22 protein-coding genes are annotated in these 23,954 nt (G+C 71.6%); 1 reads left to right on the top strand and 21 read right to left on the bottom strand.

Annotated features, from left to right (window positions below; translation table 11 throughout):
- The first annotated feature begins 17 nt into the window (after positions 1-17).
- A complete protein-coding gene (locus B0B15_RS08010) occupies positions 18-431 on the top strand; it encodes a GNAT family N-acetyltransferase (RefSeq protein WP_076674805.1) in 414 nt (137 codons plus the stop codon).
- Between the two features lie 206 nt (positions 432-637).
- On the opposite strand, the gene B0B15_RS08005 is transcribed toward B0B15_RS08010, so the two are convergent.
- The 21 genes from B0B15_RS08005 to pheS all read right to left on the bottom strand — a co-directional run bounded on the left by B0B15_RS08005 (position 638) and on the right by pheS (position 23,931).
- A complete protein-coding gene (locus B0B15_RS08005; protein WP_076674803.1) occupies positions 638-1,084 on the bottom strand; it encodes a DUF805 domain-containing protein in 447 nt (148 codons plus the stop codon).
- A gap of 304 nt (positions 1,085-1,388) precedes the next feature.
- Positions 1,389-2,861 (bottom strand): ribosome biogenesis GTPase Der, encoded by a 1,473-nt coding sequence (gene der / locus B0B15_RS08000; protein WP_371113249.1) that lies wholly within the window; start codon positions 2,859-2,861, stop codon positions 1,389-1,391.
- 43 nt (positions 2,862-2,904) lie between these two features.
- Complete coding sequence (gene cmk, locus B0B15_RS07995; RefSeq protein WP_256334236.1) at positions 2,905-3,642, bottom strand: (d)CMP kinase; 738 nt, start codon at positions 3,640-3,642, stop codon at positions 2,905-2,907.
- On the bottom strand, positions 3,635-4,768 hold the full coding sequence (locus B0B15_RS07990; protein ID WP_076674800.1) for a prephenate dehydrogenase: 1,134 nt from the start codon (positions 4,766-4,768) through the stop codon (positions 3,635-3,637). The genes cmk and B0B15_RS07990 overlap by 8 nt, the downstream gene beginning before the upstream one ends.
- Before the next feature lie 55 nt (positions 4,769-4,823).
- Positions 4,824-5,606 carry a pseudouridine synthase gene (locus B0B15_RS07985; protein WP_076674799.1) on the bottom strand — a complete coding sequence of 261 codons (783 nt, stop codon included), beginning with the start codon at positions 5,604-5,606 and terminating at the stop codon, positions 4,824-4,826.
- On the bottom strand, positions 5,603-6,295 hold the full coding sequence (gene scpB, locus B0B15_RS07980) for an SMC-Scp complex subunit ScpB (RefSeq protein ID WP_256334235.1): 693 nt from the start codon (positions 6,293-6,295) through the stop codon (positions 5,603-5,605). Before scpB ends, B0B15_RS07985 begins: the two co-directional genes overlap by 4 nt.
- Positions 6,285-7,112, bottom strand: coding sequence for a segregation and condensation protein A (locus B0B15_RS07975; RefSeq protein ID WP_076675291.1), 828 nt, complete (start codon positions 7,110-7,112; stop codon positions 6,285-6,287). The genes scpB and B0B15_RS07975 overlap by 11 nt, the downstream gene beginning before the upstream one ends.
- 52 nt (positions 7,113-7,164) lie before the next feature.
- On the bottom strand, positions 7,165-8,067 hold the full coding sequence (locus tag B0B15_RS07970) for a ParA family protein (RefSeq protein ID WP_076674797.1): 903 nt from the start codon (positions 8,065-8,067) through the stop codon (positions 7,165-7,167).
- Between the two features lie 195 nt (positions 8,068-8,262).
- Positions 8,263-9,063, bottom strand: coding sequence for a DUF4184 family protein (locus B0B15_RS07965; RefSeq protein ID WP_076674796.1), 801 nt, complete (start codon positions 9,061-9,063; stop codon positions 8,263-8,265).
- A 1-nt stretch (position 9,064) separates the two neighbouring features.
- Positions 9,065-10,378 (bottom strand): tyrosine--tRNA ligase, encoded by a 1,314-nt coding sequence (tyrS, locus tag B0B15_RS07960; protein ID WP_076674794.1) that lies wholly within the window; start codon positions 10,376-10,378, stop codon positions 9,065-9,067.
- A gap of 108 nt (positions 10,379-10,486) precedes the next feature.
- Complete coding sequence (locus B0B15_RS07955; RefSeq protein ID WP_076674793.1) at positions 10,487-11,194, bottom strand: hypothetical protein; 708 nt, start codon at positions 11,192-11,194, stop codon at positions 10,487-10,489.
- On the bottom strand, positions 11,191-11,838 hold the full coding sequence (locus B0B15_RS07950; RefSeq protein ID WP_076674791.1) for a SatD family protein: 648 nt from the start codon (positions 11,836-11,838) through the stop codon (positions 11,191-11,193). The genes B0B15_RS07955 and B0B15_RS07950 overlap by 4 nt, the downstream gene beginning before the upstream one ends.
- A gap of 51 nt (positions 11,839-11,889) precedes the next feature.
- Positions 11,890-13,320 (bottom strand): argininosuccinate lyase, encoded by a 1,431-nt coding sequence (argH, locus tag B0B15_RS07945; RefSeq protein WP_076674789.1) that lies wholly within the window; start codon positions 13,318-13,320, stop codon positions 11,890-11,892.
- A gap of 65 nt (positions 13,321-13,385) precedes the next feature.
- Positions 13,386-14,513 (bottom strand): heparan-alpha-glucosaminide N-acetyltransferase domain-containing protein, encoded by a 1,128-nt coding sequence (locus tag B0B15_RS07940; protein ID WP_083708910.1) that lies wholly within the window; start codon positions 14,511-14,513, stop codon positions 13,386-13,388.
- Entirely contained in the window at positions 14,492-15,415 is a 924-nt protein-coding gene (argF, locus tag B0B15_RS07935) for an ornithine carbamoyltransferase (protein WP_076674788.1), read from the bottom strand. The genes B0B15_RS07940 and argF overlap by 22 nt, the downstream gene beginning before the upstream one ends.
- Positions 15,412-16,659, bottom strand: coding sequence for an acetylornithine transaminase (locus B0B15_RS07930; RefSeq protein ID WP_076674786.1), 1,248 nt, complete (start codon positions 16,657-16,659; stop codon positions 15,412-15,414). The genes argF and B0B15_RS07930 overlap by 4 nt, the downstream gene beginning before the upstream one ends.
- Positions 16,656-17,558 (bottom strand): acetylglutamate kinase, encoded by a 903-nt coding sequence (gene argB / locus B0B15_RS07925; RefSeq protein WP_076674785.1) that lies wholly within the window; start codon positions 17,556-17,558, stop codon positions 16,656-16,658. The genes B0B15_RS07930 and argB overlap by 4 nt, the downstream gene beginning before the upstream one ends.
- Positions 17,555-18,712 (bottom strand): bifunctional glutamate N-acetyltransferase/amino-acid acetyltransferase ArgJ, encoded by a 1,158-nt coding sequence (gene argJ, locus B0B15_RS07920; protein WP_076674783.1) that lies wholly within the window; start codon positions 18,710-18,712, stop codon positions 17,555-17,557. Before argJ ends, argB begins: the two co-directional genes overlap by 4 nt.
- Positions 18,709-19,758, bottom strand: coding sequence for an N-acetyl-gamma-glutamyl-phosphate reductase (argC, locus tag B0B15_RS07915; protein WP_076674781.1), 1,050 nt, complete (start codon positions 19,756-19,758; stop codon positions 18,709-18,711). The genes argJ and argC overlap by 4 nt, the downstream gene beginning before the upstream one ends.
- A gap of 625 nt (positions 19,759-20,383) precedes the next feature.
- Positions 20,384-22,891: a phenylalanine--tRNA ligase subunit beta gene (gene pheT / locus B0B15_RS07910; protein WP_076674780.1), complete on the bottom strand. Its 2,508-nt coding sequence runs from the start codon at positions 22,889-22,891 to the stop codon at positions 20,384-20,386.
- Entirely contained in the window at positions 22,891-23,931 is a 1,041-nt protein-coding gene (gene pheS, locus B0B15_RS07905; protein WP_076674778.1) for a phenylalanine--tRNA ligase subunit alpha, read from the bottom strand. The genes pheT and pheS overlap by 1 nt, the downstream gene beginning before the upstream one ends.
- Positions 23,932-23,954: the final 23 nt, after the last annotated feature.

Raw genomic sequence — 23,954 nt, 5'->3', positions numbered from 1 at the left:
CCCGCCAGACTTGTCGGGTGGAGTACGAATTCGACGACGACCCGCAGCGCATCGATCGCGACGCGGTGTGGCAGTGGCTGAGCACCGAGGCGTACTGGGCTCGCTGGCGCACGCGCGCCGACGTGGAAGCGCAACTCGACAGCGCGTGGCGCCTGGTGGCCGCCTACCGCCGCGACTCCGGAGAGCTGGTCGGCTTCGCGCGGGCGATCTCCGACGGCGTGGCGTTCGGCTACCTCGCCGACGTGTTCGTCATGGACGCGCATCGCGGTCACGGCCTGGGGAAGGGTCTCGTCTCGCTGATGATCGACGAGGGGCCGGGGCCGCACTTCCGCTGGACGCTCTTCACCAGCGACGCGCACGGGCTGTACCGTCGGTTCGGTTTCGACGAGCCCGACCGCACCGCCCTCGTCCGCCCGGCCTCCCCCGTCTGACGAACCCCTCTCGAGGAGCCGCCGGTCCCTGCGCGGCTCCGGGTTCCGATGGCGCGACGCGTCAGGTCACCCGGGCCGTCCGCCCGGCCTCACTGCGGCGCCCGGACGGACGCCCCTTCACGCGCTGAAGCCCCGGCATCCGTGATCCCTGTGGATGGACGAACGCCCCGGCCTCGCGAGAGGGCCGGGGCGTTCGAGCGTCGACGTCAGGCGTCGAAACGGGCCCCCCGAGGATCGCTCGGCAGCACCTCGAAGACGAAGAGGATGATGCCGCCGACGACCGGCACGAAGGCGATGAAGATCCAGAACCCGCTGCGATTGGTGTCGTGCAGACGGCGCGCGATCAGCGCGAGGTGCGGCACGAAGGTCGCCAGACCCCACACGGACGCCAAGACGAGGAACACGACGCCGAGGCCGCTCGGCGCGAGCGGGTTGCCGGCGGCGTCGACACCCCCACCGCCGCCCGTGATCAGCGCGAGGATGCTGAGCACGGCGGAGACGATCGCGTTGGCGAGGATCCACCACCAGAACTCGCTACGGCTGGCGCGACCGCTGAAGGTCGCGTATTTCTTGAAGAACCGCTGTACGGCGGCGCCGAACGAGGCCCCGTAGAGCGGCTGAGAAAGCGGAGCGGTGCTCTGCGAATACGACATGTGTGTCCCCCTGACACGATGACGGATGCTGCCGGAAGCGGCGGCTCATCGCCCCCGCTTGAGCACTGTATCGACACCGCACCCCCCGGCATGCGACATCGACGGTTCGTGTCGGTGCACGGGTCGGTACGGGTACCCGCGACCGGGCCTCCAGACGCAGCCGACGGACATCATGGGTGCAGGAGGACCCGAGAAGCTGTGCAGCGGCAGCTTCGCGAACCGCCGCCCGGGGGGGCGGAAACGCCAAGGCCGGGAACGCGAACGCCCCGGCCCCACGCAGGGACCGGGGCGTTCGCCACGCGGATCAGCGCTGGCGCTTCTCGCGGATGCGCATGTTGAGCACGATCGGCGTGCCCTCGAAGCCGTAGATCTCGCGCAGGCGCCGCTGGATGAACCGGCGGTAACCCGGGTCGAGGAACCCGGTTGTGAACAGCACGAATGTCGGCGGACGCGTCGCGGCCTGCGTGCCGAACAGGATGCGGGGCTGCTTGCCGCCGCGCAGCGGGTGCGGGTGCTCCGCGACGAGCTCCGACAGGAACGCGTTGAACTTGCCGGTCGGGATGCGGGTATCCCACGACTCGAGCGCCTGTTCGAGCGCCGGCACGAGCTTGTCGAGGTGACGGCCGGTGCGGGCCGAGATGTTCACGCGCGGCGCCCACGCGACGTGCGCGAGATCCTGCTCGATCTCGCGCTCGAGGTAGCGGCGTCGGTCCTGGTTCTCCATGTCGTCGTCGTTCAGGCGGTCCCACTTGTTGAACGCCAGCACGAGAGCGCGACCCGACTCGAGCACCAGGTCGATGATGTTCAGGTCCTGCACGCTGATGGGCTGCGAGACGTCGAGCACGACCACCGCGACCTCGCTCTTCTCCAGGGCGGTGGAGGTGCGCAGCGACGCGTAGAAGTCGGCACCCTGCGACAGGTGCACACGACGACGGATGCCGGCGGTGTCCACCAGCGTCCAGAGCTTGCCGCCGAGCTCGACGACCTCGTCGACGGGGTCGCGGGTCGTTCCGGCGAGTTCGTTGACGACGACGCGCTCCTCGCCCGCGGCCTTGTTCAGCAGCGAGGACTTGCCGACGTTCGGGCGACCGAGGATCGCGACGCGGCGCGGCCCGCCGATCTCGTACTTGGCGACGGCCGAGACCGAGGGCAGCACCTTCATGATCTCGTCGAGCAGGTCGGCGACACCGCGACCGTGGATCGCCGACACGGGGTGCGGCTCGCCCAGGCCCAGGTTCCACAGGGCCGTGGCCTCGGGCTCCTGGCGCGCGTCGTCGACCTTATTGGCCACGAGGAACACCGGCTTCTTGCTCTTGCGCAGCAGCTTCACGACGTGCTCGTCGGTCGAGGTCGCCCCCACCGTGGCATCCACCACGAACAGCACGATGTCGGCGAGGTCGATCGCGACCTCGGCCTGGGCTGCGACCGAGCGGTCGATGCCCTTCGCGTCGGGCTCCCACCCGCCGGTGTCGACCAGCGAGAAGCGGCGGTCGAGCCACTCGGCCTTGTACGTGACGCGGTCGCGCGTGACACCGGGGGTGTCTTCGACGACGGCCTCACGACGGCCCAGGATGCGGTTCACCAGAGCCGACTTGCCGACGTTCGGTCGGCCGACGATCGCGACGACCGGCAGCGCCGGCAGGAACTCGATCTCGCCGTCGCCCGAGGCGAGGCCCGCGAGTAGTTCGGCGTCGTCCTCGTCGAGGTCGAAGTCGGCCAGGCCTGCGCGCAGCGCCTCGGCCCGCTGCTCGGCGAGCGCCTCGTCGAGGTTCTGCATCTTCTCGGCGAGCTGGTCGGGCCCGCCTTCGTACTCTTCTTCTTCAACGCCCATCGCGGGCTCCCATCGTGTTCTCGACGACGCTCAACACGGCGTCGACGGTCTGTTCGAAATCGAGGTGGGTCGAGTCGACGACCTCCACGCCTTCGGCGGCGGTGAGGAAGTCGACGACCGTGGAGTCGGCGGCGTCGCGCTTGTGCAGAGCGGCGGCCACCTTGGCAGCATCCTGGTCGGTCAGCTCGGCGCTGCGGCGCGCGGCGCGCACCTCGGGAGCGGCGGTCAGCAGGATGCGCACGGCCGCGCCGGGGAACACGACCGTGGTGATGTCGCGGCCTTCGACGACCACACCCGGCAGGGCAGCCGATGCCACGAGCCGGCGGAACAGCTCGTTCACCGCGTGCCGCACGGAGGCGACACGGGCGACACCGCTCACGGCGTCCGTGACACGGGGCTCGCGGATCGCCGAGGTCACGTCGACGGTGCCGACGCGCACCCATCGGTCGGTGGTGTCGAGCGAGATGGCGTAGTCGAAGTCGCCGAAGACCTCGAGCACGGCAGTGGCGTCGGAGGTGTCGACCCCGTGCTCGAGCGCGTGCCACGCGAGGGCGCGGTAGGCGGCCCCGGTGTCGAGGAAGCCGTAGCCGAGGCGCGCGGCCGTGGCCTTCGACACGCTCGACTTGCCGCTGCCGGCGGGGCCGTCGATCGCGACGACGACGGGAGCGGCGTGCGCCGACCCCTCGACGGGGGCGCCGAAGCCCGGCTTGAGGAGGGACTCAGTCATGGGTGGTGCTCGCAATCCGCCATCCGCGCTGCTGGAGCCCGTCGATGGCCCGGCGGACCGCGTCGGGGACGACGCTGATCTCGGCGAGGCCGAACGGGGCACCGGGCGAGTGCTCGAGGCGCAGGTCTTCGACGTTGACGTCGAGGTCTCCGAGCTCGCCGAAGAGGCGGCCCAGCTGTCCGGAGGTGTCGTCGACCATGACGACGAAGGTATCGAAGCGGCGGTTCTGCCCGTGCTTGCCCGGCAGGCGCTCCACGCCCTCGTTGCCGCGGCGGATGGTGTCGGCCACCGCGCGGCGGGCACCGGGCACGTCGGGGTCGCGGAGCGCCTCGGCCACGTCGGCGAGGTCGGCCGCGAGGCGGTCGAGCACGTCGACCACGGGGGCGGCGTTGGCGCCGAGGATCTGCACCCAGAGCTCCGGAGCGGATGCCGCGATGCGCGTCGTGTCGCGCACGCCCTGGCCGGCAAGCCGGAGGGAGCCGTCGGGCGCCTCGACGAAGCGCCCGGCCAGCAGGCTCGCGACCAGCTGCGGCACGTGCGACATGAGCGCGACGGACTCGTCGTGCTCCTCGGGCGTCATCTCGATGAGCGTCGCGCCCAGGTCGAGCGCGAGACCCTCGACGAGCGAGAGGTCGTGCGCCGAGGTCTCCCCGTCGCGGCAGACGACCCACGGACGACCCACGAAGATGTCGGCGCGCGCCGAGATGGCTCCCCCGCGCTCGCGCCCGGCCATCGGGTGCGAGCCGATGTAATGGCGCAGATCGACTCCGCGCTCGCGCAGGGTGTGCAGCGGATCGAGCTTGACGCTCGCGACGTCGGTGACGACGGCATCCGGGAACGCGGCGAGCTCGCGCTGCACCACGTCGGCGGTGACGTCGGGCGGCACGGCCACGACGATCAGGGAGGGGGCGTCGTCGTCACGCGCGGCGCGGCCGGCGCCGTAGTCGATGGCGAGACGCAGTTGGGAGGGCGACGCGTCGACGAGGACGACGTCGACACCGCGCGCGGTGAGCGCGTGGCCGATGCTCGCGCCGAGGAGGCCCGAGCCCACGACGCGCACCGTGCCGCTCGTGCGGGTCGCCAACGGACCCGCCGCGCGCGCGGACGCCTCGTTCGATTCGCTCATCGGGTCTCCTGCTGCCCTGGGCGGTGCCGCACGCACCGCGAGGCGCCCGGGAGGCTCACTCGACCGGGGCGTCGCCGTCTCGACGAGACAGCGTGAGCAGGGCACCGCGTTCTACTGTAGTCAACTCGCGCGCCTTGCCCACCGGGAGTGTTCCCAGGTGCAGCGGGCCGAACTGCCGTCGGACGAGCTCGACCACCGGGTGACCCACCTCGGCCATCATGCGCCGGACGATCCGGTTCTTGCCCGAGTGCAGGGTCAGCTCCACCAGGCTCTCGCCGCGCGACGCGTCCAGAAGGCGCGCCTTGTCGGCGGCGATGCGTCCGTCCTCGAGCTCGATGCCCTTCAGCAGGCGCTGGATCGTCTGCGGCAGCACCTGCCCCTCGACCTTGGCGATGTACACCTTCGTCACCCCGAACGAGGGGTGGGCGAGCACGTGGGCGAGATCGCCGTCGTTGGTCAGCACGAGGAGGCCGCTCGTATCGGCGTCCAGGCGTCCGACGTTGTACAGGCGCTCGTCCCAGTCCTTCGTGAAGCGGCGCAGGTCGGGGCGACCGCGGTCGTCGTTCATCGAGCTGACCACCCCGGTGGGCTTGTTCAGGATGACGTACCGCTTCGACGTGTCGAGCTGGATCGCCGTCCCGTCCACGTCGACGAGGTCGGTCTCGGGGTGGATGCGCGAGCCGAGCTCTGCGACGACCACGCCGTTCACGCGCACGCGCCCCTCGACGATCATCTGCTCCGAGACGCGTCGCGAGGCCACCCCCGCGTTCGCGAGCACCTTCTGCAGGCGCACCCCCTCTTCGTCCCCGGTCGCTGAGCCTGTCGAAGCGTCGCTCATTTCAGTACCTCTCCGTCGAATCCGTCCGAGCCGTCGTCGAGCAACGGCGAGATGTGCGGCAGCTCGTCGAGCGAGTTGATGCCGAGGTTAACCAGCAGCTGGTCGGTCGTCCCGTAGTGGATCGCCCCGGTGTCGGGGTCGGTGAACACCTCGGTGATCAGCCCCCGGGCGAGCAGCGTGCGCACGACCGAGTCGACGTTGACGGCGCGGATGGATGCCACCTGCCCGCGCGTCACGGGCTGCTTGTACGCGATGACGGCCAGGGTCTCCAGCGCCGCCTGCGACAGCCGCGAGGGCGCCTGGGTGTTGACGTACTCCCCCACGACGTCGTCGTGCTCCTCGCGCACGTACAGGCGCCAGCCGCCGCCGACCTCTCGAAGCTCGAAGCCGCGGCGCGGGCCGCCCGTCTCGCCGTCGTAGTCGGCGACGAGCGCCTCGACCGCCTGACGGACGGCCGGCACGGGGGCGCCGACCGCGGCGGCGAGGCTCACGAGGCTCTGCGGCTCCTCGAGCACGAGCAGGATCGCCTCGAGGCGACGGGCGACGGATGCCGGGTCGGCCGGGCGGGGCGCGGGGGTGGGCGTGTGCGCGGCTGTCGCGGTCTGCACGGGGGTCGCGCTCTGCACGGGGGTCGCGCTCTGCACGGGGGTCGCTTCCGCGGGGGTCCGGGTGGCGGGGTCAGCGGTCATAATCGGCTCCGAGGGCGGCGAGGTTCTCTTCGGACCACCGTTCGGCGGTCCAACGTAGCGTCAGCTCCCCGAGCGGCTCGAGCTGCTCGAACGAGAGCGCGGCGTGGCGGTACAGCTCGAGGATCGACAGGAAGCGCGCGACGACGACGCCGGTCTCGGTGACGCCCGCCACGAGGTCGCGGAAGTTCAGGGTCCCCGCCGAGCGCAGCAGCGTCACGACGATCGCCGCCTGCTCGCGAATGCTCACGAGCGGGGCGTGCAGATGGTCGAGCCCGACCGTCGGGATCTGCTTCGGGGCGAAGGCCACGACGGCCAGGGCCGCGAAGTCCTCGGCGCTGAGCGTCCATTTCAGCTCCGGCACGGCACTGCGGTACTTCTCGTCGAGGCGTACGTTCCGGGTGTGCCGCTTGTCCTCGCGCTGCAGGCAGCGGGCGAACCAGGCCGACACCTCCTTGAAGGCGCGGTACTGCAGCAGACGTGCGAAGAGCAGGTCTCGCGCCTCCAGCAGCGCCACCGACTCGGCATCCACGAGCTCGCCCTGCGGCAGGAGCCCGGCGATCTTCATGTCGAGCAGCGTGGCGGCGACGACGAGGAACTCCGACGCCTCGTCGAGATCGGCGTCGGGTCCGAGGGCACGCAGGTAGGCGATGAACTCGTCGGTCACCCGGCTGAGCGCCACCTCGGTGACGTCGAGCTCGGCGCGCGAGATGAGGGTGAGGAGCAGGTCGAACGGCCCGTCGAAGTCGGGGAGCGAGACGCGGAAGCGGGGCCCGTCGAAACCGGTCCCTCCGACAGGCTCAGGGCCCTCGGAGCCCAGGTGACTGAGCTCGTCGCAGCCACCGGACGCGGCGGCGTCGGGGAGGGTGTCGTCAGGCGACGGCGCCACGGGCGACCAGTTCCCGCGCCAACCGCAGGTAGGCCTGTGCGGCGGCGTGTTCGGGGGCGAACTCCGTGATGGGCATGCCCGACACCGAGGCATCGGGGAACTTGACCGTGCGGCCGATCACCGTTTCGAGCACGTCGTCGCCGAAGGCCTCGACCACGCGCTCGAGCACCTCGCGCGAGTGCAGGGTGCGCGGGTCGTACATCGTGGCCAGGACGCCGTCGAGCTCGATCGCCGGGTTGAGCCGGTCGCGCACCTTGTCGATCGTCTCGACCAGCAGGGCGACGCCGCGCAGCGCGAAGAACTCGCACTCGAGCGGGATGAGCACGCCGTGCGCCGCGGTGAGGGCGTTGACGGTGAGCAGACCGAGCGAGGGCTGGCAGTCGACGAGGATCACGTCGTAATCCGCGGCGACCTTGCGCAGCACGCGCGCCAGGATCGTCTCGCGGGCGACCTCGTTGACCAGGTGCACCTCGGCCGCCGACAGGTCGATGTTGGCCGGGATGACGTCGAGCCCCTCGACGCGCGTATGCACGATGACCTCGTGCGGGTCGCGCTTCGTGTCGAGCAGCAGGTCGTAGATGGTGGGCACGTCGTGCGTCTGGATGCCGAGACCCGCCGACAGCGCGCCCTGCGGGTCGAAGTCGATCGCGAGGACGCGACGGCCGTAGCCCGCCAGGGAGGCGGCCAGGTTGATGGTCGTCGTCGTCTTGCCGACGCCGCCCTTCTGGTTGCACAGCGCGATGATGCGGGCAGGACCGTGTCCGTCGAGCGGCTTCGGGGTGGGGAACCCCTGGTAGGGGCGTCCGGTGGGTCCGAGGATGACCTCGTCCGCGCCCGTCTTCGTGCCCTTCGTGCTCGCCGACACCGAATCTCCCGCCTTCGTCATAACGTCCCCGAGTCTAGCCGCCGCCCGCCCGCGCGCCCGCGTGACCCGCGGGGGCCCCTGAGCCGCAACCCAGGTCCCTGAGCCTGTCGAAGGGACCGGGCCACGCTGCACACAGCTGCCCCGGCACCCGGGTCCGCCCCGACCATCGCGCACATCCTCCGCGATTCGCACAATCTCAGCCCGAAACCGCGGGGCTCAACGGGGTTTGCGCGAATCACCGACCGTGCGCACGCGCCGCACCTGCACGAGAATCGCGAGGGCGAGCGTCGCGAGCCCCCACGCCGCGGCGACCTTCACCAGGACGCCGTAGATCAGGTGGGTGGGGGTGTAGTCCTCGCCGAAGCCTCCCGCGACCGTCACCGCGACGAGGGATGCCACGACCAGCGCGATCGGCAGAGACAGCCACCACGTCACGCGGACGGCATCCGGCAGCGCCCGGATCAGCGGCTGCGGGGAGCGACGCGACAGCCACCCCGGGCCGAACGCCGCGAGCCCGGCGAGCCCGAGGGCACCCGAGCCGTACTGCAGCCACTTCACCCCGAGCAGCGGTCCCCACTGCTGCTCGAGAGCGGGGAACAGGGCATCGCCCGCCCTGCCCTCGTGCGTGAAGAAATCCCACACCACGTGCGTGACCACCCCGAGCGCGAGCGAGGCGAGGAGCCACAGGATGCCGACGGCTCCCCCGCTCAGGCTCTCGCGCGCCGCCGCGCCGGCCCCCGCATCCCAGTCAGCCGGCGACCGCTCCGCGACTGCGCGCGGCAGCAGCTCACGGGTCGCCGGCCGCAGCACGCAGCGCCACACGAGCAGCAGCACGAGCGCGACCACGACCGTCACCGGCAGCCACGCGAGATCGTGCGTCAGCGTGTAGTCGGGCCACATACCCCGCAGGAAGAGGGGCAGGTCGGGGGTCATCGCCCCGATCGCAATCGCCGCCGGCACCAGCGGCGTCCGCACGAACGGGAGCGCGACGACCGCGTGGCTGACGGTGAACGGCATGTCAGTCGACGAAGAGCCCCGCGAGCGTCTTCTTACCGCGCCGCAGCACCGACACCCCGCCGGGGAGCGTCCCCTCGACGACCGCGTCGTCGCCCACGACCTTCGCGCCGTCGAGCGAGACGCCGCCCTGGGCGATCGCGCGACGCGCGTCGCTGAGGCTCGACGACAGGCCCGTGGCCGTGAGCGCCTCGACGACGCTCGATCCGGCGGCGACGGTCGCGTGGGGCAGCTCCTGCAGCGCCGTGCGGAGCACCGCGGCATCCAGACCCGTCAGGTCGCCCTGGCCGAACAGGGCCTCGGTCGCGGCGATGACGCTCTCGGTCGTCTCCGCGCCGTGCACGGTCGTGACGACCTCGCGGGCGAGACGCTTCTGCGCGGCGCGACGGAAGGGCTCCTCCTCGACCAGGCGGGCGTACTCGTCGATCTCGGCGCGCGAGAGAAACGTGAACACCTTGAGGCGCTCGATCACGTCGCGGTCGTCGGTGTTCAACCAGAACTGGTACATCACCCACGGGCTGCACATCTCGGCATCCAGCCAGATCGCGTTGCCCTCGCTCTTGCCGAACTTCGTGCCGTCGCTGTTGGTGATCAGCGGCGTGCCGATGGCGTGCACCGAGACGCCCTCGACCTTGCGCACGAGGTCGGTGCCGCTGGTGAGGTTGCCCCACTGGTCGCTGCCGCCGGTCTGCAGCACGCAGCCGTACTGGCGGTGCAGCTCGAGGTAATCCATGCCCTGGAGGATCTGGTAGCTGAACTCGGTGTAGCTGATGCCCGCCTCGGAGTTCAGGCGCGCGCTCACGGCATCCTTCTTCAGCATCGTGCCGACGCGGAAGTGCTTGCCGATCTCGCGGAGGAAATCGATCGCGCTGAGCGGCGCGGTCCAGTCGAGGTTGTTCACGATGCGCGCCGCATTGTCGCCCTCGAAGCTCAGGAAGCGCTCGACCTGGGCGCGCAGGCTCGCGACCCACTCGGCCACCGTCTCGCGCGTGTTGAGCGTGCGCTCGGCCGTCGGTCGCGGGTCGCCCACGAGCCCGGTCGATCCGCCGACGAGCCCGAGCGGGCGGTGTCCGGCGAGCTGCAGGCGACGCATGGTGAGCAGCTGCACGAGGTTGCCCAGGTGCAGGCTCGGCGCGGTCGGGTCGAACCCGCAATAGAAGACGATCGGCTCCCCCGACAGCAGTTCGCGCAGTTCGTCCTGGTCGGTGGAGACGTGGACCAGGCCGCGCCACAGCAGCTCGTCCCAGACGCCTGCGAACGTCGGGTCGTTGGCGGGTGCGAGGGCGCTCACGGGCGCCGCGTCGGTGGAGGCAGACACCGGTTCAGGCTACCAGCGGGCTCGGGTGCCCCCGGATGCCACGGCCTGGCGCCCCGACGGATGCGATGCCCCGCTCGCCTGACAGGGACGACGCGCTCGGATCGGGGGTCAGCCGGCGTGCACGCCCCACCACACGAGGAACGCCGCCGCGAGCGAGGTCACCCAGCTGACCAGGCTGCCGATGAGGAAGTATTCGGCGCGATCGCCGTCGTCGCGATCGCGCGAGATCTCGGGGAAGCGCACGATGCCCTTCGCCGCGAGCACGGCCGCCAGCAGCGTGTAGGCGCCGGCGAGGGTGAGGACGAACACGAGGATCCGCTCGAGCGGACCGATGAGCCGTCCGCCCTTGAGCGTGGGTGCGGCCTGCTCGTCACCCGGCGCCCCGCCCATCTCCGACCGCAGCGCGATGCGCACCACCGCATTGCCCGACTCGAGGAGGAAGACGAGACACCCCACCACGAGCAGCACCACGTCGACCGAGACGGCGTCGCCCGGGCGGTAGGCGGCCCATGCCTCGCCGATGAGCCCCGGACGCGCACGCGCGGGAGCGATGACCACGCACGCCGCCGCGGCCAGTGCCAGCAGCGCGACCGGCCACAGCCCCGCGCGCGCGGGCCCTCGCTCGGGAAGCACCCACGTCCAGATCGCCGCGATGGCGACGGCCAGGACCCCGGCGACGACGGCGTCGAGACCGGCCGACAGGATGATCAGCGCGACGCCCGCGATGGCGAGAGCGATCCACCGGCGGGAGCGGATCATCTGGCGCACCAGATCGACCCCGCCCACCGCGAGCAGCAGAAGACCCGCGGCGATCACGCGTGCACCCCCGCCACCAGTAGCTCGTAGCCCTCGACCACGACGGCGGACCCCGCGGAGGAAAGGGCCTGCGACACCGCGGACTGGCTGATTCCCTCCTGCGCGGCGAGATCTCGCTGCGACCGGCCGAGACACCGGCCGTAGGTGAGGCGGCGCGCGCGGTCGCTCATGGCCGAGACAGCCTGGTCACGGCTCAGGGCGTACGCGGTGGCCAGCGCGATGGTCTCGGTCATGCCGGCATCCTCCCCCTCAGCCCGTTCGATCCACGTGCGCGCGAGCGGCGCGGCGCGCTGCTGCAGCCGCTCGACCTTCTCGATCGCGGCCCGGGCGGCCCACCACGCCGGTCCCTCGGGCAGCTCCCGGCCCTCGATCGCGATGGGGCGCACCTCGCCCACTCCCACGCCGAACCGGCAGTCGACGCCCTCGGGCAGCGCGAGACGCAGCAGCAGCAGCGAGGCGAGCGCGGCGGATAGCGACGGGTACTCCCCCTGCAGCTCGTCGCCGACGACCGCGGTGAGCGGTGCCGTCGCGACCGGCAGCGCACGCTCGACGTCGGCGACGGCGTCGGAGATCGCACGCTGCGCTCCGGCCCGATCGTCCAGGCGTCGCGAGGCGACGATATCGGCGATGACGGCGACGGTCATGCGATAAGCATAACGCTTATGAAGTGCGCTTGATAAGTAAAATGCTGATATTCACGACACGAGCGAGCGGGCAGCAGCCTGCGCGCGGACGACGAGCTCTTCGCGCTGCTCCCCCACCCGCACGGGCGACGTTCCGCCGACGCCGCTGCGGCTCGCCACCGATCCTTCGATGGTCAGCACCTCGCGAACGGCCGGGGTGAGGGCCGGAGAGACCGAGGCGAGCAGCGCATCGTCGGCGTCTTCGAGGCCGATCTCGCGATCCTCGCACGCGCGAACGAGCGCGCCGGAGATCTCATGCGCATCGCGGAACGCCACGCCCTGCCGCACCAGCCACTCGGCCACGTCCGTCGCGAGGGAGAAGCCCTGCGGCGCGAGCTCGGCCATGCGGTCGGCGTGGAAGCGCAGCGTCGCGATCATGCCCGAGAACGCCGGGAGCACGAGCTCGAGCGTGCGCACGGAGTCGAAGACGGGCTCCTTGTCTTCCTGCAGGTCGCGGTTGTAGGCCAGCGGAAGGCCCTTGAGGGTCGCGAGCAGCCCCGAGAGGTTGCCGATGAGGCGCCCCGCCTTGCCGCGGGCGAGCTCCGCGATGTCGGGGTTCTTCTTCTGCGGCATGATGCTCGAGCCGGTCGAGTACGCGTCGTCGAGGGTGACGAAGCCGAACTCGCGCGTGTTCCAGAGGATGACGTCTTCCGACAGGCGCGAGAGGTCGACACCGATCATCGCGGTGATGAAGGCGAACTCGGCCACGACGTCGCGCGACGCGGTGCCGTCGAGGGAGTTCTCGGACGGACGCGCGAGCCCGAGGTGGTCGGCGACGAGCTGAGGGTCGAGGCCGAGGGTGGCTCCGGCGAGCGCCCCTCCGCCGTAAGGCGAGACCGAGGCGCGCGTCGCCCAGTCGCGCAGGCGCTCGATGCCCCGGACGAACGCCCACCCGTAGGCCTGCAGGTGGTGGGCGAGGAGGACGGGCTGCGCGTGCTGCAGGTGGGTGCGCCCGGGCATGATCGCCGAGCCGTTGGCCTCGGCCTGTGCAACGAGCGCGTCGATGAGACGCAGAAGCTCGCGGGTGAGCGTGCGGGAGTGATCGAGCAGGTAGAGACGCACGAGGGTCGCGATCTGATCGTTGCGGCTGCGACCGGCGCGGAGCTTCCCCCCGAGGGCGGGCCCCACCGTCTCTATCAGCACCCGCTCGAGGGCGCCGTGGACGTCTTCGTCACCCGGCGCGGCGACGAGCGACCCGTCCGTGACGCGTGCAGCGAGCTCGTCGAGGCCCTCGTGCATGGCCCGAGCCTCGTCGGCGTCGAGATACCCCGCCGCCTCGAGGGCGGCGGTGTGGGCGTGCGACCCCTGGATGTCGTAGAGCGCGAGGTCCCAATCGAAGTGCGTGGAGCGGCTCAGCGCCGCCAGTTCGGGAGAGGGTCCGCCCGAGAAACGGGCGCCCCACAGGGCACCCTCGTTCGTCGCCTGGCCGGTCTCGCTGCTCATCCCCCCAGCCTACCGACGGCTGCCGACATCCCCCGAGCCGGGAGCACCGCGACGGCGCCGCGGCCTCAACGCCGCTGCGCCGTGGGGCTCACGGCATCCCTGCCGACGACGGCCCGCACGACGCGGTCGATCAGCGTCTCGAGCGGGCCCCGCCCGATCACGAGCACCCAGACCGTGCAGAGCACGACGAGTCCCCACACGAGCGGTCCGAACAGTCCCGCCTCGCGGATGCCGTACAGATCCGACGTGTCGCCCAGCAGTGCGAGCGCCACGACCGCCCACACCACGAGCTGCAGCACGTAGGCGGTCAGCGGCATGGATCCCACGGCGCGCAGCGGCACCGTCACCCATCGCAGCGGGGTCCGGCAGAGCAGCAGACACGCGCCGATGACGGCGATGGCGAAGCCGCCCGAGCCGATGACCTCCCACAGCCCCGAGGAGTGGTCCTCGGCGGTCAGCACGGCGGAGAGGTACGGAACGTCCACCACCGCGGGGGCCGTGAGCAGCGCGGCACCGTATCCGGCGAGTGCGAGAGCGCCGCCCACCGTCACGAGCAGTCCCTGTTCGGGCAGTGCGCGCAGGTCGAGACGCCCCACCCCCATGCCCGCCAGGAGGAAGGCGATCCACGTGGTGAACGGGTAGTTCCACCCCACGAGCGCCGCGAGCTCGTCTCCCCCCGGCCCCGCCCAGATGGGCGCCGCGTCGAGCACGGGCTGCACCCACGGCATGATCACGGCCAGCACCGCGGCCGCCGTGAACAGACCGCGCGCGCGCAGGCCCAGGAACGGGAGGGCGAGGACGAAGAGCAGGGCGTACGCGGGCAGGATGACGTAGACGGGCACACCGGTCATGACCAGCAGCAGCCCGATGACCCACAGCATCGCCCCGCGCATCGCCAGACGCGCGGCCGCGCGCGGACGCCGTTCCGGCGGCAGCGGACGGGTACCGCCGGTGACCAGCGAGATCGACAGACCCGCGAGCACGGCGAAGAGGATCGACGAGCGGCCGTTGACGAGCGTGATCCACGACACCGGGTCGGGGGTGAGCAGCCGCTCGGTGTCGAGCAGGTGCGCCGCCAGCATGCCGAGCACCGCGAGCCCCCGGGCGAGGTCCACGCCGGCCAGCCGGCCCGGCCCGTCGAAACGGGTCCAGAGCCGGCCGACCCGCGGCGTCAGTCCTGGCGCAGAAGCCACACCAGCAGCGCCTTCTGGGCGTGGAGACGGTTCTCGGCCTCGTCCCACACGACGCTCTGCGGGCCGTCGATGACCTCCGCGTCGACCTCGTACCCGCGGTCGGCGGGGAGGCAGTGGATGAAGATCGCGTCGTCGGCCGCGCGCGTCATCAGCTCGCTCGTGACCTTGAAGCCGCCGAGGTCGCGGATGCGCGCGATCTTCTCCTCCTCCTTGCCCATCGACACCCACGTGTCGGTGACCACGACGTCGGCCCCGGATGCCGCGGCCTCGGGGTCGGCGAGCAGCGTCACCGATCCGCCGGTCTCGGCGGCGATGCGCTCGGCATCCGCGATCACGTCGGCACGGGGCGCGTAGTCGTCGGGGGCGGCGACGCGCACGTGCATGCCGGCCGTGACACCGGCGAGGACGTAGGAGTGGGCCATGTTGCTGCGGCCGTCGCCGAAGAACGACAGCGTCAGCCCCTTCAGCTCGCCCTTGTGCTCGCGGATGGTGAGAAGGTCGGCGAGCAGCTGGCACGGGTGGAAGTCGTCGCTCAGGGCGTTGACCACGGGCACGCGGGTTCCGCGCGCCATCTCCTCGAGGCCGGCCTGCGCGTAGGTGCGCCACACGATCGCGGCCACCTGACGCTCGAGCACGCGCGCGGTGTCGGAGGGGGTCTCCTTGCCGCCGAGCTGGCTGTTGGCGGTCGAGATGATGAGGGGCGATCCCCCCAGGTCGGCGATCCCGACGGCGAACGACACACGCGTGCGTGTCGACGACTTGTCGAAGATCACCGCCACCGTCTGGGGGCCCTCGAGCGGCTTCTGCGCCCAACGGTCCTTCTTCAGCTCGATGGCGAGGTCGAGGATCTCGGCCTGTTCGGCCGGGGTCAGGTCGTCGTCGCGCAGCAGGTGGCGGGTCACGCGGGGGCTCCTTCGAGGATGAGGGCATCGGAGACGGTGGCGAGTGCCGCGCCGAACAGGCGCAGGAACTCCTCGACCTCGGCATCCCCGATCGTCAGCGGCGGGGCGATGCGGATGGTGTCGTCGTTGGCGGCGTTGACGACCAGGCCGTGCTCCTGGGCGGCGGCCACGACGGCCTTCGCGACGGGGCTGGTGAGGCCGATGCCGAGGAGCAGTCCCTTGCCCCGCACGCCCGCGACCAGCGGGGAATCGAGTGCGGCGATGCCCGCGCGCAGCTGCGTCTCGCGCCGGGCGGCGTTGTCGACGAGTCCGGCCGACTCGATCTCGTTCAGCACGGCGCCGCCGACGGCGGTTCCGAGCGCGTTGCCGCCGAAGGTGGATCCGTGGGTGCCGGGGAAGAACAGGTGGCTCGCCGCGCCGAAGGTGATGAGCGCGCCGATCGGGAAGCCACCGCCGATCCCCTTGGCCACGGTGATCGCGTCGGGGACGATACCGGCGTGCTGGAAACCGAACCATGCGCCGGTGCGGCCGGCGCCGGTCTGGATCTCGTCGACGATGAGCAGGGCGCCGTGCCGCTGGGTGAGCTCGCGCGCCACCCGGAGGTACCCCTCGGGCAGCTCGACGACACCCGCCTCGCCCTGAATGGGCTCGACGAGGAGCGCGGCGACGCGCTCGTCCATGGCGGCTTCGAGGGCGTCGATCGTGGCGTCGATGTGCTCGACCCCGGGCACCATGGGCAGGAAGTCGGCCTGCAGGGCGGGCTTGCCGGTCAACGCCAGCGCGCCCATCGTGCGTCCGTGGAAGCCGCCCTTGAGCGTGAGGATGCGCGTGCGGTCGGTGCCGCGCCCGTGCAGGCGGGCGAGCTTGAGAGCTGCTTCGTTGGCTTCGGCGCCGGAGTTGCCGAAGTAGACCCGGCCCGACTCCCCCGTGCCGGCGAGGCGCTTGAGCCGCGCGGCCATCGCCAGCTGCGGGGGCGTGGCGAAGTAGTTGGACACGTGCGAGAGGGTCGAGGCCTGCGCGGTGATCGCCTCGACGAACACCGGGTGGGCGTGGCCCAGGGCGTTCACGGCGATGCCGGCGAGGAAGTCGAGGTACTTCTTGCCGTCGCCGTCCCACACGTAGGCGCCTTCACCGCGGACGAAGAGCGCCATGCGGTCGCCGAAGCTGCGCACGAGGTCGCGTCCGGCGTCGTCCTGCCAGGCGGCGCGGGGCGTCGCGGGTTCCTGAGTCGTGTCCGCGTTCACGCGACCACCTCCGTTCCGATTCCTTTGTTGGTGAAGAGTTCGACGAGCACCGAGTGCGGCACGCGTCCGTCGATGATGGCGGCCGTGGGCACTCCCCCGTCGACGGCGTCGAGGCACGCCTGCATCTTGGGGATCATCCCCGACTCGAGCGTGGGCACCATCGCCCGCAGCTCCGTCGAGGTCAGGTGCGACACGAGCGAGTCGCGGTTGGGCCAGTCGGCGTAGAGGCCGGGCACGTCGGTGAGCACGACGAGCTTCTTCGCGTTCAGCGCGATCGCGAGCGCCGCCGCGGCCGCATCGGCGTTGACGTTGAGCGAGGTGCCGGGGTGGTCCAGGTCGGGGGCGATGCTCGACACGATCGGCACGCGTCCCGCGGCGAGGTGGTCCAGCACCGGCTGCGGGTCGACCGTGACGACGTCGCCCACGCGGCCGAGGTCGTGCTCGACCCCGTCGACCACGACACCGCGTCGACGACCGCCGAACAACCCGGCATCCTCTCCGCTCAGGCCCGTCGCCAGCGGCCCGTGCGCGTTGACCTTGGCCACGAGCTGCGGGTTGATCTGGCCGGTGAGCACCATGCGGACGACGCCGATCGCCTCGGTCGAGGTGACGCGGTAGCCGCCGCGGAACTCGCTCGGGATGTCGAGCCGGTTCAGCATCGACGAGATCTGCGGGCCGCCGCCGTGCACCACGACCGGCTTCACCCCGACGTAACGCAGGTAGGCGATGTCGGCGGCGAAGGCGTCCTGCAGCTCATCGCTGACCATGGCGTTGCCGCCGTACTTCACCACGACGACCTGATCGCGGTACTTGCGCACCCAGGGCAATGACTCGACGAGCGTGACCGCCCGTTCGCTGGCGGCGGCGGGATCGGTGTCTTGGAGGTCGACGTGGGTCATGAGGAGTAGGCGCTGTTCTCGTGGACGTAATCGTGCGTGAGGTCGTTGGTACGGATCGTGGCCGCGGCGTCGCCGACGCGGAGGTCGACGACGAGGTCGGTGGCGCGGGGGGTCAGATCCACGTCCTCGCGGGGACGGTCGGGACCGCCGGCGGTGCATACGCGCACCCCGTTCATCCACACGTCGACGTCGTAGGGGTCGAAGGCCGCGTCGGTCGTGCCGATCGCGGCGAGGACGCGCCCCCAATTCGCGTCGCCTCCGAAGACCGCGGCCTTGAAGAGGTTGTTCCGCGCGATCGAGCGGCCCACCTCGACCGCGTCGTCCTCGCTCGCGGCGTTCACGACCCGGATGGTGATGTCGTGGCTCGCGCCCTCGGCGTCACCCTGCAGCTGCGCGGCGAGGTCGTCGCACACGGCGGCGAGCGCGGCGCCGAACTCGTCGGCATCCACCCGGATGCCACTGGCCCCGCTGGACACCAGGGTCACCTGATCGTTGGTCGACATGCAGCCGTCGGAGTCGAGGCGGTCGAAACTGACGCGCGTCGCCGATCGCAGCGCCGCGTCGGCCTCCGCCGCACCGAGCACGACGTCGGTGGTGAGGACCACGAGCATGGTGGCCAGGCCCGGGGCGAGCATGCCGGCGCCCTTGGCCATCCCGCCGATGCTCCACCCCTCGCCATGGTGAGCGGCGCGCTTCGGCCTCGAGTCGGTGGTCATGATGGCGAGAGAGGCGTCCTCTCCGCCGTCGGCCGAGAGAGCGGCGACGCCCTTCTCGACGCCGTCGAGCACCTTCGCGCGGAACACCTCGTCGCCCGTGCCGATCAGTCCCGTCGAACACACGACGACGTCGCCCGCGCCGACGCCGAGCAGGTCGGCCGCGCGCTCCGCGGTCTGGTGCGTGGTCTGGAAGCCGAAGGCACCGGTGAAGCAGTTCGCGCCGCCGGAGTTCAGCACGACGGCTTCGATCACGCCGTCTTTCACGACCTGCTCCGACCACAGGATGGGGTTGGCCTTCGCGCGGTTCGAGGTGAACACCGCCGCGCCCACCTTGAGCGGTCCGCGGTTGACGACGAGGGCGACGTCGCGGGCACCGGAGGACTTGAGGCCGACGGCGACGCCGGCCGCTTCGAAACCAGCGGGGATCGTCACACTCACGGGGCGACTCCGTTCAGGGGAAGGGCGGTGGTCTCGGCGAGGCCCAGCGCGATGTTCATGGACTGCACGGCGGCTCCCGCCGTGCCCTTGACGAGATTGTCGACGGCGGCGACGACGGTCACGCGGTTCGCCGCGCGATCGACCGCGAGACCCATCGATGCGATGTTGGCGCCGAGCACGTCCGCGGTGCGCGGGAAGACCCCCGCGGGCAGCAGCTCGACGAAGGTCTCGTCGGCATAGGCGCTCTCCCACGCGGCCCGGATCTCGGCATCCGTCGCGCCGTCGATGATCGGCGCCGAGGAGGTCGCGAGGATGCCGCGCGCCATCGGCACGAGCACGGGCGTGAACGACAGACGGATGCCGTCACGCGGCGCCCCGGCGGCGGCCAGCGCCTGGCGGATCTCGGGGATGTGCCGGTGCGTACCGCCGACGGCATACGGGTTCGCGGTGCCGAGGATCTCGCTGGCGAGCAGGTTCGTCTTCGCCGACTTCCCGGCGCCGCTCGGCCCCACGGCGAGCACCGACACGATGTCCCCCGGGTCGATCACGCCCGCCGCGACGCCCGGCGCGAGGGAGAGCGCGACGGTCGAGGCGTTGCACCCGGGCGCGGCGATGCGCGTGGCCCCGCGGAGGTGCTCGCGCTGCTTGACGCCGTCGACGGTCAGCTCGGGGACGCCGTACGTCCAGGGCTCGGGGTGCTCGCCGCCGTAGAAGGCGGCCCAGTCCTCCGCCGATGTCAGGCGATGGTCGGCGCCGGCGTCGATCACCAGCGGGGTGTCGGCGAGGGCGTCGGTGTACTGCGCCGACTGTCCGTGAGGCAGGGCGAGCACGACGATGTCGTGACCGGCGAGCACCTCGGGCGTGGTCGGCTGCAGGTCGAGGTGGGCGAGCGAGCGCAGGTGCGGTTGGTGGGTGACGAGCCGCTGGCCGGCGCTGGAGTGCGCGGTGACCGTGCGGATCTCCACGTCGGGATGGTCGGCGAGGAGGCGGAGGATCTCGCCACCCGCATAGCCGGAAGCGCCGGAGACGGCGACCGAGAGGGTCATGTATCCACCTTACGAGTCGGGGCTGATGCTGCACGCAGCGTGAAGCGGGGCGGCGACGCCCGTATGCCCGACCGGTGGCGGGTTACGAGGTCGCCGAGAATCGGCGCGCGACCCGACGTCGACGCTCGTCGCCGGTGCTCACGAAGAGCTCCTCGGCGCGTGCGGTGGTCGACGACATAGGGCGAGGGTATCGGCCGTGAGGTCGACGGGGCAAATCAACGTCGACCGCCCGCGGTCTCACGCGGCCGGAGCGCCCGGACGCACTCACTCGCACGCCTGTCCCCCATTTGGGGGACAAACGTCGTGTACGCTCGGAGGCCTGCCCTCATCGCCGAGCACCCCCGACTGCCCCCTTATCGGCGATGAGGGCAGCCGTCCTCGCGGTCGGAGCGAATGAGCGGTCGGGGCGCACCCGCGGTCGTCTCACGCCCCGCGGTCGGCTCGCGCCGCCTCCGCGCCCGGTGCGCGTCCAGACGGAACGCGCGGCAGGACGATGCGCGCTCTGCGCGAGCGCTCGCTCGTGACGCGCAACACCTCCCCGGTCGCTCGGGCGTCGGCACACACGTCGAACGCACCGGAGCGCCGCGCGGCGTGAGCCGGGCGGCGCTCCCGAGGGGACGGATCGTCAGTCGCGGATGGCGGCGCCGAGACGCTCGGACGCGACCGCGACGCCGGCGAGCTTGGCATCCGTCGCCTCGGCGGCCGTCAGCGTGCGGTCGTCGGCGCGGAAGCGCAGGGCGAACGTGAGGCTCTTCGTCCCGTCGGCGAGCCCCTGCCCGCGGTAGTCGTCGACGAGGCGGGCACCCTCGAGCAGGGGCGCGCCCCCTTCGACGAGGGCGGCGCGCACGTCGCCAGCGGCGACCTCGAGCGGAACGGTCAGCGATACATCCTGCGTCGCCGCCGGGAATCCCGACAGGGATGCCGCGACCACGCGCGACTGCGCCAGCTCGAGCATCGCGTCGAGGTCGAGCTCAGCCACGAGCACCCGCCCGGGCAGGTCCGCCGCGGCGGACACCGCGGGCAGCAGTTCGCCGACGTACCCGATGTCCTGACCCGAGGCCAGCACGCGCGCCGTGCGACCCGGGTGGAGGGCCGCGCGCTGCGCCTGGACCAGTTCGACGTCGACACCCGCGGCCGCGGCCAGGACGCGCACCGCGTCGACGGCATCCGCGAGGTCGGCGGCCAGGGGGGGCTGTCCCGGCTGCTTCGGCACGGAGTGCCCGGACAGCAGGATCGCGACGTGACGACGCTGCGGCGGGATCGACGCGTCGAGCGCCGCGAGGGTGGCGGCGTCGGGGCGCACGGCCAGCGGCGGCACGGACGCCGTGCCGTACTGCACACCGGGCTTGGGGAGGAAGACCGTCCCCGCCTCGAAGAGCGCGAGGTCGACGATGCCGCGCGAGACGTTGCGGTGCGCGACCTGCAGCAGCGCCGGGACCAGCGAGCGACGGAGGAACGGCGCGAGTCCGTCGAGCGGGTTCGCGAGCTTGACGCTCGGCAGCGGATCACCGGAGGGCGAGCCGTGCAAGGCGTTCTGCTCCTCGGTGGTGAAGGGGAACGAGGGCGTCTCGACGAAGCCCGCTGCCGCGAGGGCGTTGGCGACACGGCGACGGCCCTGCTGGGCGGAGGTGAGGCCGCGGCCGGACGGGGGCGTCGGGAGGATCGAGGGGATCCGGTCGTACCCACCGATGCGGGCGACCTCCTCGGCGAGCGTCCACCGGTCCGTGAGATCGGGGCGCCAGGACGGCGGGACGACCAGGCGCTGCGCACCCTCGTCGAGGACGCGGCATCCGATCTTCTCGAGCGAGGCGACGATCTCCTCGTCGGGGTAGTCGACGCCGATCAGGCCCGAGACGAACCCATCGGGAAGGACGATGCCGTCGATGTGCACCTCGGTCATGAGCGCGCCGCCGGTGGTCGTGTCCAGCGTTCCGCCGGCGTACTCGACCATGAGGTCGGCGACGCGGCGCGCGGCCGCGAACGGGACGTTCGGGTCGACACCCCGCTCGAAGCGGCGCGACGCCTCGGAGGGCAGCTTGTGCCGGCGGGCCGTCCGCGCGATCGTCACGGTGTCGAAGACGGCCGCCTCGATGAGCACGTTGCGCGTCGCGTCGGTCATCTCGGTCGTCCCGCCACCCATGACGCCGGCCAGGCCGATGGGACCGGACTCGTCGGTGATCAGCAGGTCCTCGGGGTCGAGGGTGCGCACCTTGCCGTCGAGGGTCTCGAGGGTCTCGCCGGCCCGCGCACGACGGACGGTGATGCCGCCCTGCAGGCGGTCGAGGTCGTAGCCGTGGATGGGCTCGCCGAGCTCGAGCATGACGTAGTTGGTGATGTCGATCAGCACGCCGAGGGAGCGGATGCCGGCCAGTGTCAGCCGCGCGATCATCCACGCCGGCGTCGGCTTGGTGGGATCGACGCCGCGCACGATGCGGGCGACGAACTCCGTCGCGCCGACGCGCCCGCGGATGGGCGCCTGATCGTCGACGGCGACCGGGAACCCGGTGCCGGGCTCGAGGTCGCCCCAGGTGCGCTCGGCGGGGTCGCGGAACGCGGCGCCGGTCGCGTGGGAGTACTCGCGGGCCACGCCGCGCAGCGAAAGGGCGTACCCGCGGTCGGGGGTCACGTTGATCTCGACGGCCACGTCGTCGAGCCCGAGGAGCGCGATCGCGTCGGTGCCGACGGGCGCGTCGAGTCCCAGCTCGACGAGACGCAGGATGCCGTTGTGCTCGTCGCCGAGCCCCAGCTCGCGCGCGGAGGCGATCATGCCGTCGGAGACGTGACCGTACGTTTTGCGGGCCGCGATCGGGAAGGGCCCGGGCAGGACGGCGCCAGGCAGGGTCACCACGACCTTGTCGCCGGGGAAGAAGTTGCCCGCGCCGCAGACGATGCCGCGCACTCCCCCGTGCTCGGCGCCGACGTCGACCTGGCACCAGCGGATGGTCTTGCCGTTGGACTGCGGCTCGGCCTCGAACGAGACGACCTGACCGACGACGATCGGCCCCTCGAGCTCGAAACGGTGCACCTCCTCCTCTTCGAAGCCGACCCGCACGAGATCGGCGAGCACCTGCTCGGGCGTGACGTCCGTCGGGAGATCGACGTACTCACGCAACCACGACAGCGGAACCCGCATCAGACCACCATTCCGAACTGCTCGCTGAAGCGCACATCACCCTCGGCCATGTCGCGCATGTCTTGGACGTCGCTGCGGAACATGAGCGTGCGCTCGATGCCCATGCCGAAGGCGAAGCCCGAGTACTCCTCGGGGTCGATGCCGGCGGCGCGCAGGACGTTGGGGTTCACCATTCCGCAGCCGCCCCACTCGATCCATCGCGCCCCGCCCTTGAAGGTGGGATGCCACAGGTCGAGCTCGGCGCTCGGCTCGGTGAAGGGGAAGAAGTTCGCGCGGAAGCGCGTCTTGGCCTCGGGCCCGAACAGCACGCGCGCGGCGTGGTCGAGGGTGCCCTTGAGGTGGGCCATGGTGATGCCCTTGTCGACGACGAGTCCCTCGAACTGCGTGAACACCGGCAGGTGCGTCGCGTCGAACTCGTCGGTGCGGTACACCCGGCCCGGGCAGAGCACGTAGATGGGCAGGTCGCGCTCGAGCATCGAACGCACCTGCACGGGGCTGGTGTGGGTCCGCAACACCAGGTGGCGCGCGACCGGGTCGACGAAGAACGTGTCCTGCATCTGCCGCGCGGGGTGGTCGACGTCGAAGTTGAGCGCGTCGAAGTTGAACCACTCGTGCTCGAGCTCGGGCCCCTCGGCGATTTCCCATCCCATGCCGACGAAGATGTCGGACACCTGCTCCTGGAGCAGCGAGATGGGATGCCGTGCGCCGACCCGGGCGCGCTGCGGCAGCGCGGTGACGTCGATGCGCTCGGCCTCGAGCTGCGCGGCCGTCTCGGCCTCGGCGAGCTCGGCCTCGCGAGCGGCGAGCGCCTGGTTGACCTGCCCGCGCGCCTGGCCGACGAGCTTGCCGACCGCAGCCTTCTGCTCGGGGGCCACGTGGCGCATCTGGGCGTTCAGGCGCGCGAGGGAGGACTGCTCCCCGGTGTGCGCGGAGCGGGCGGCTTTCAACTCGGCCGTGGTCGCGGCCGCGGCGATGGCCGCGAGTGCGGCATCGACGGCGGAGGCGACGGCCTCGGGGGTGATCTCGGGTGCGTCGGACACGAGATGAGAGTCTACCGACGGGC

It is taken from the genome of Microbacterium sp. RU1D (assembly GCF_900156435.1).
GTDB lineage: Bacteria > Actinomycetota > Actinomycetes > Actinomycetales > Microbacteriaceae > Microbacterium.
Note: the sequence above shows the minus strand (reverse complement) of the source record. Positions and strands in the feature narration are given on the sequence as shown.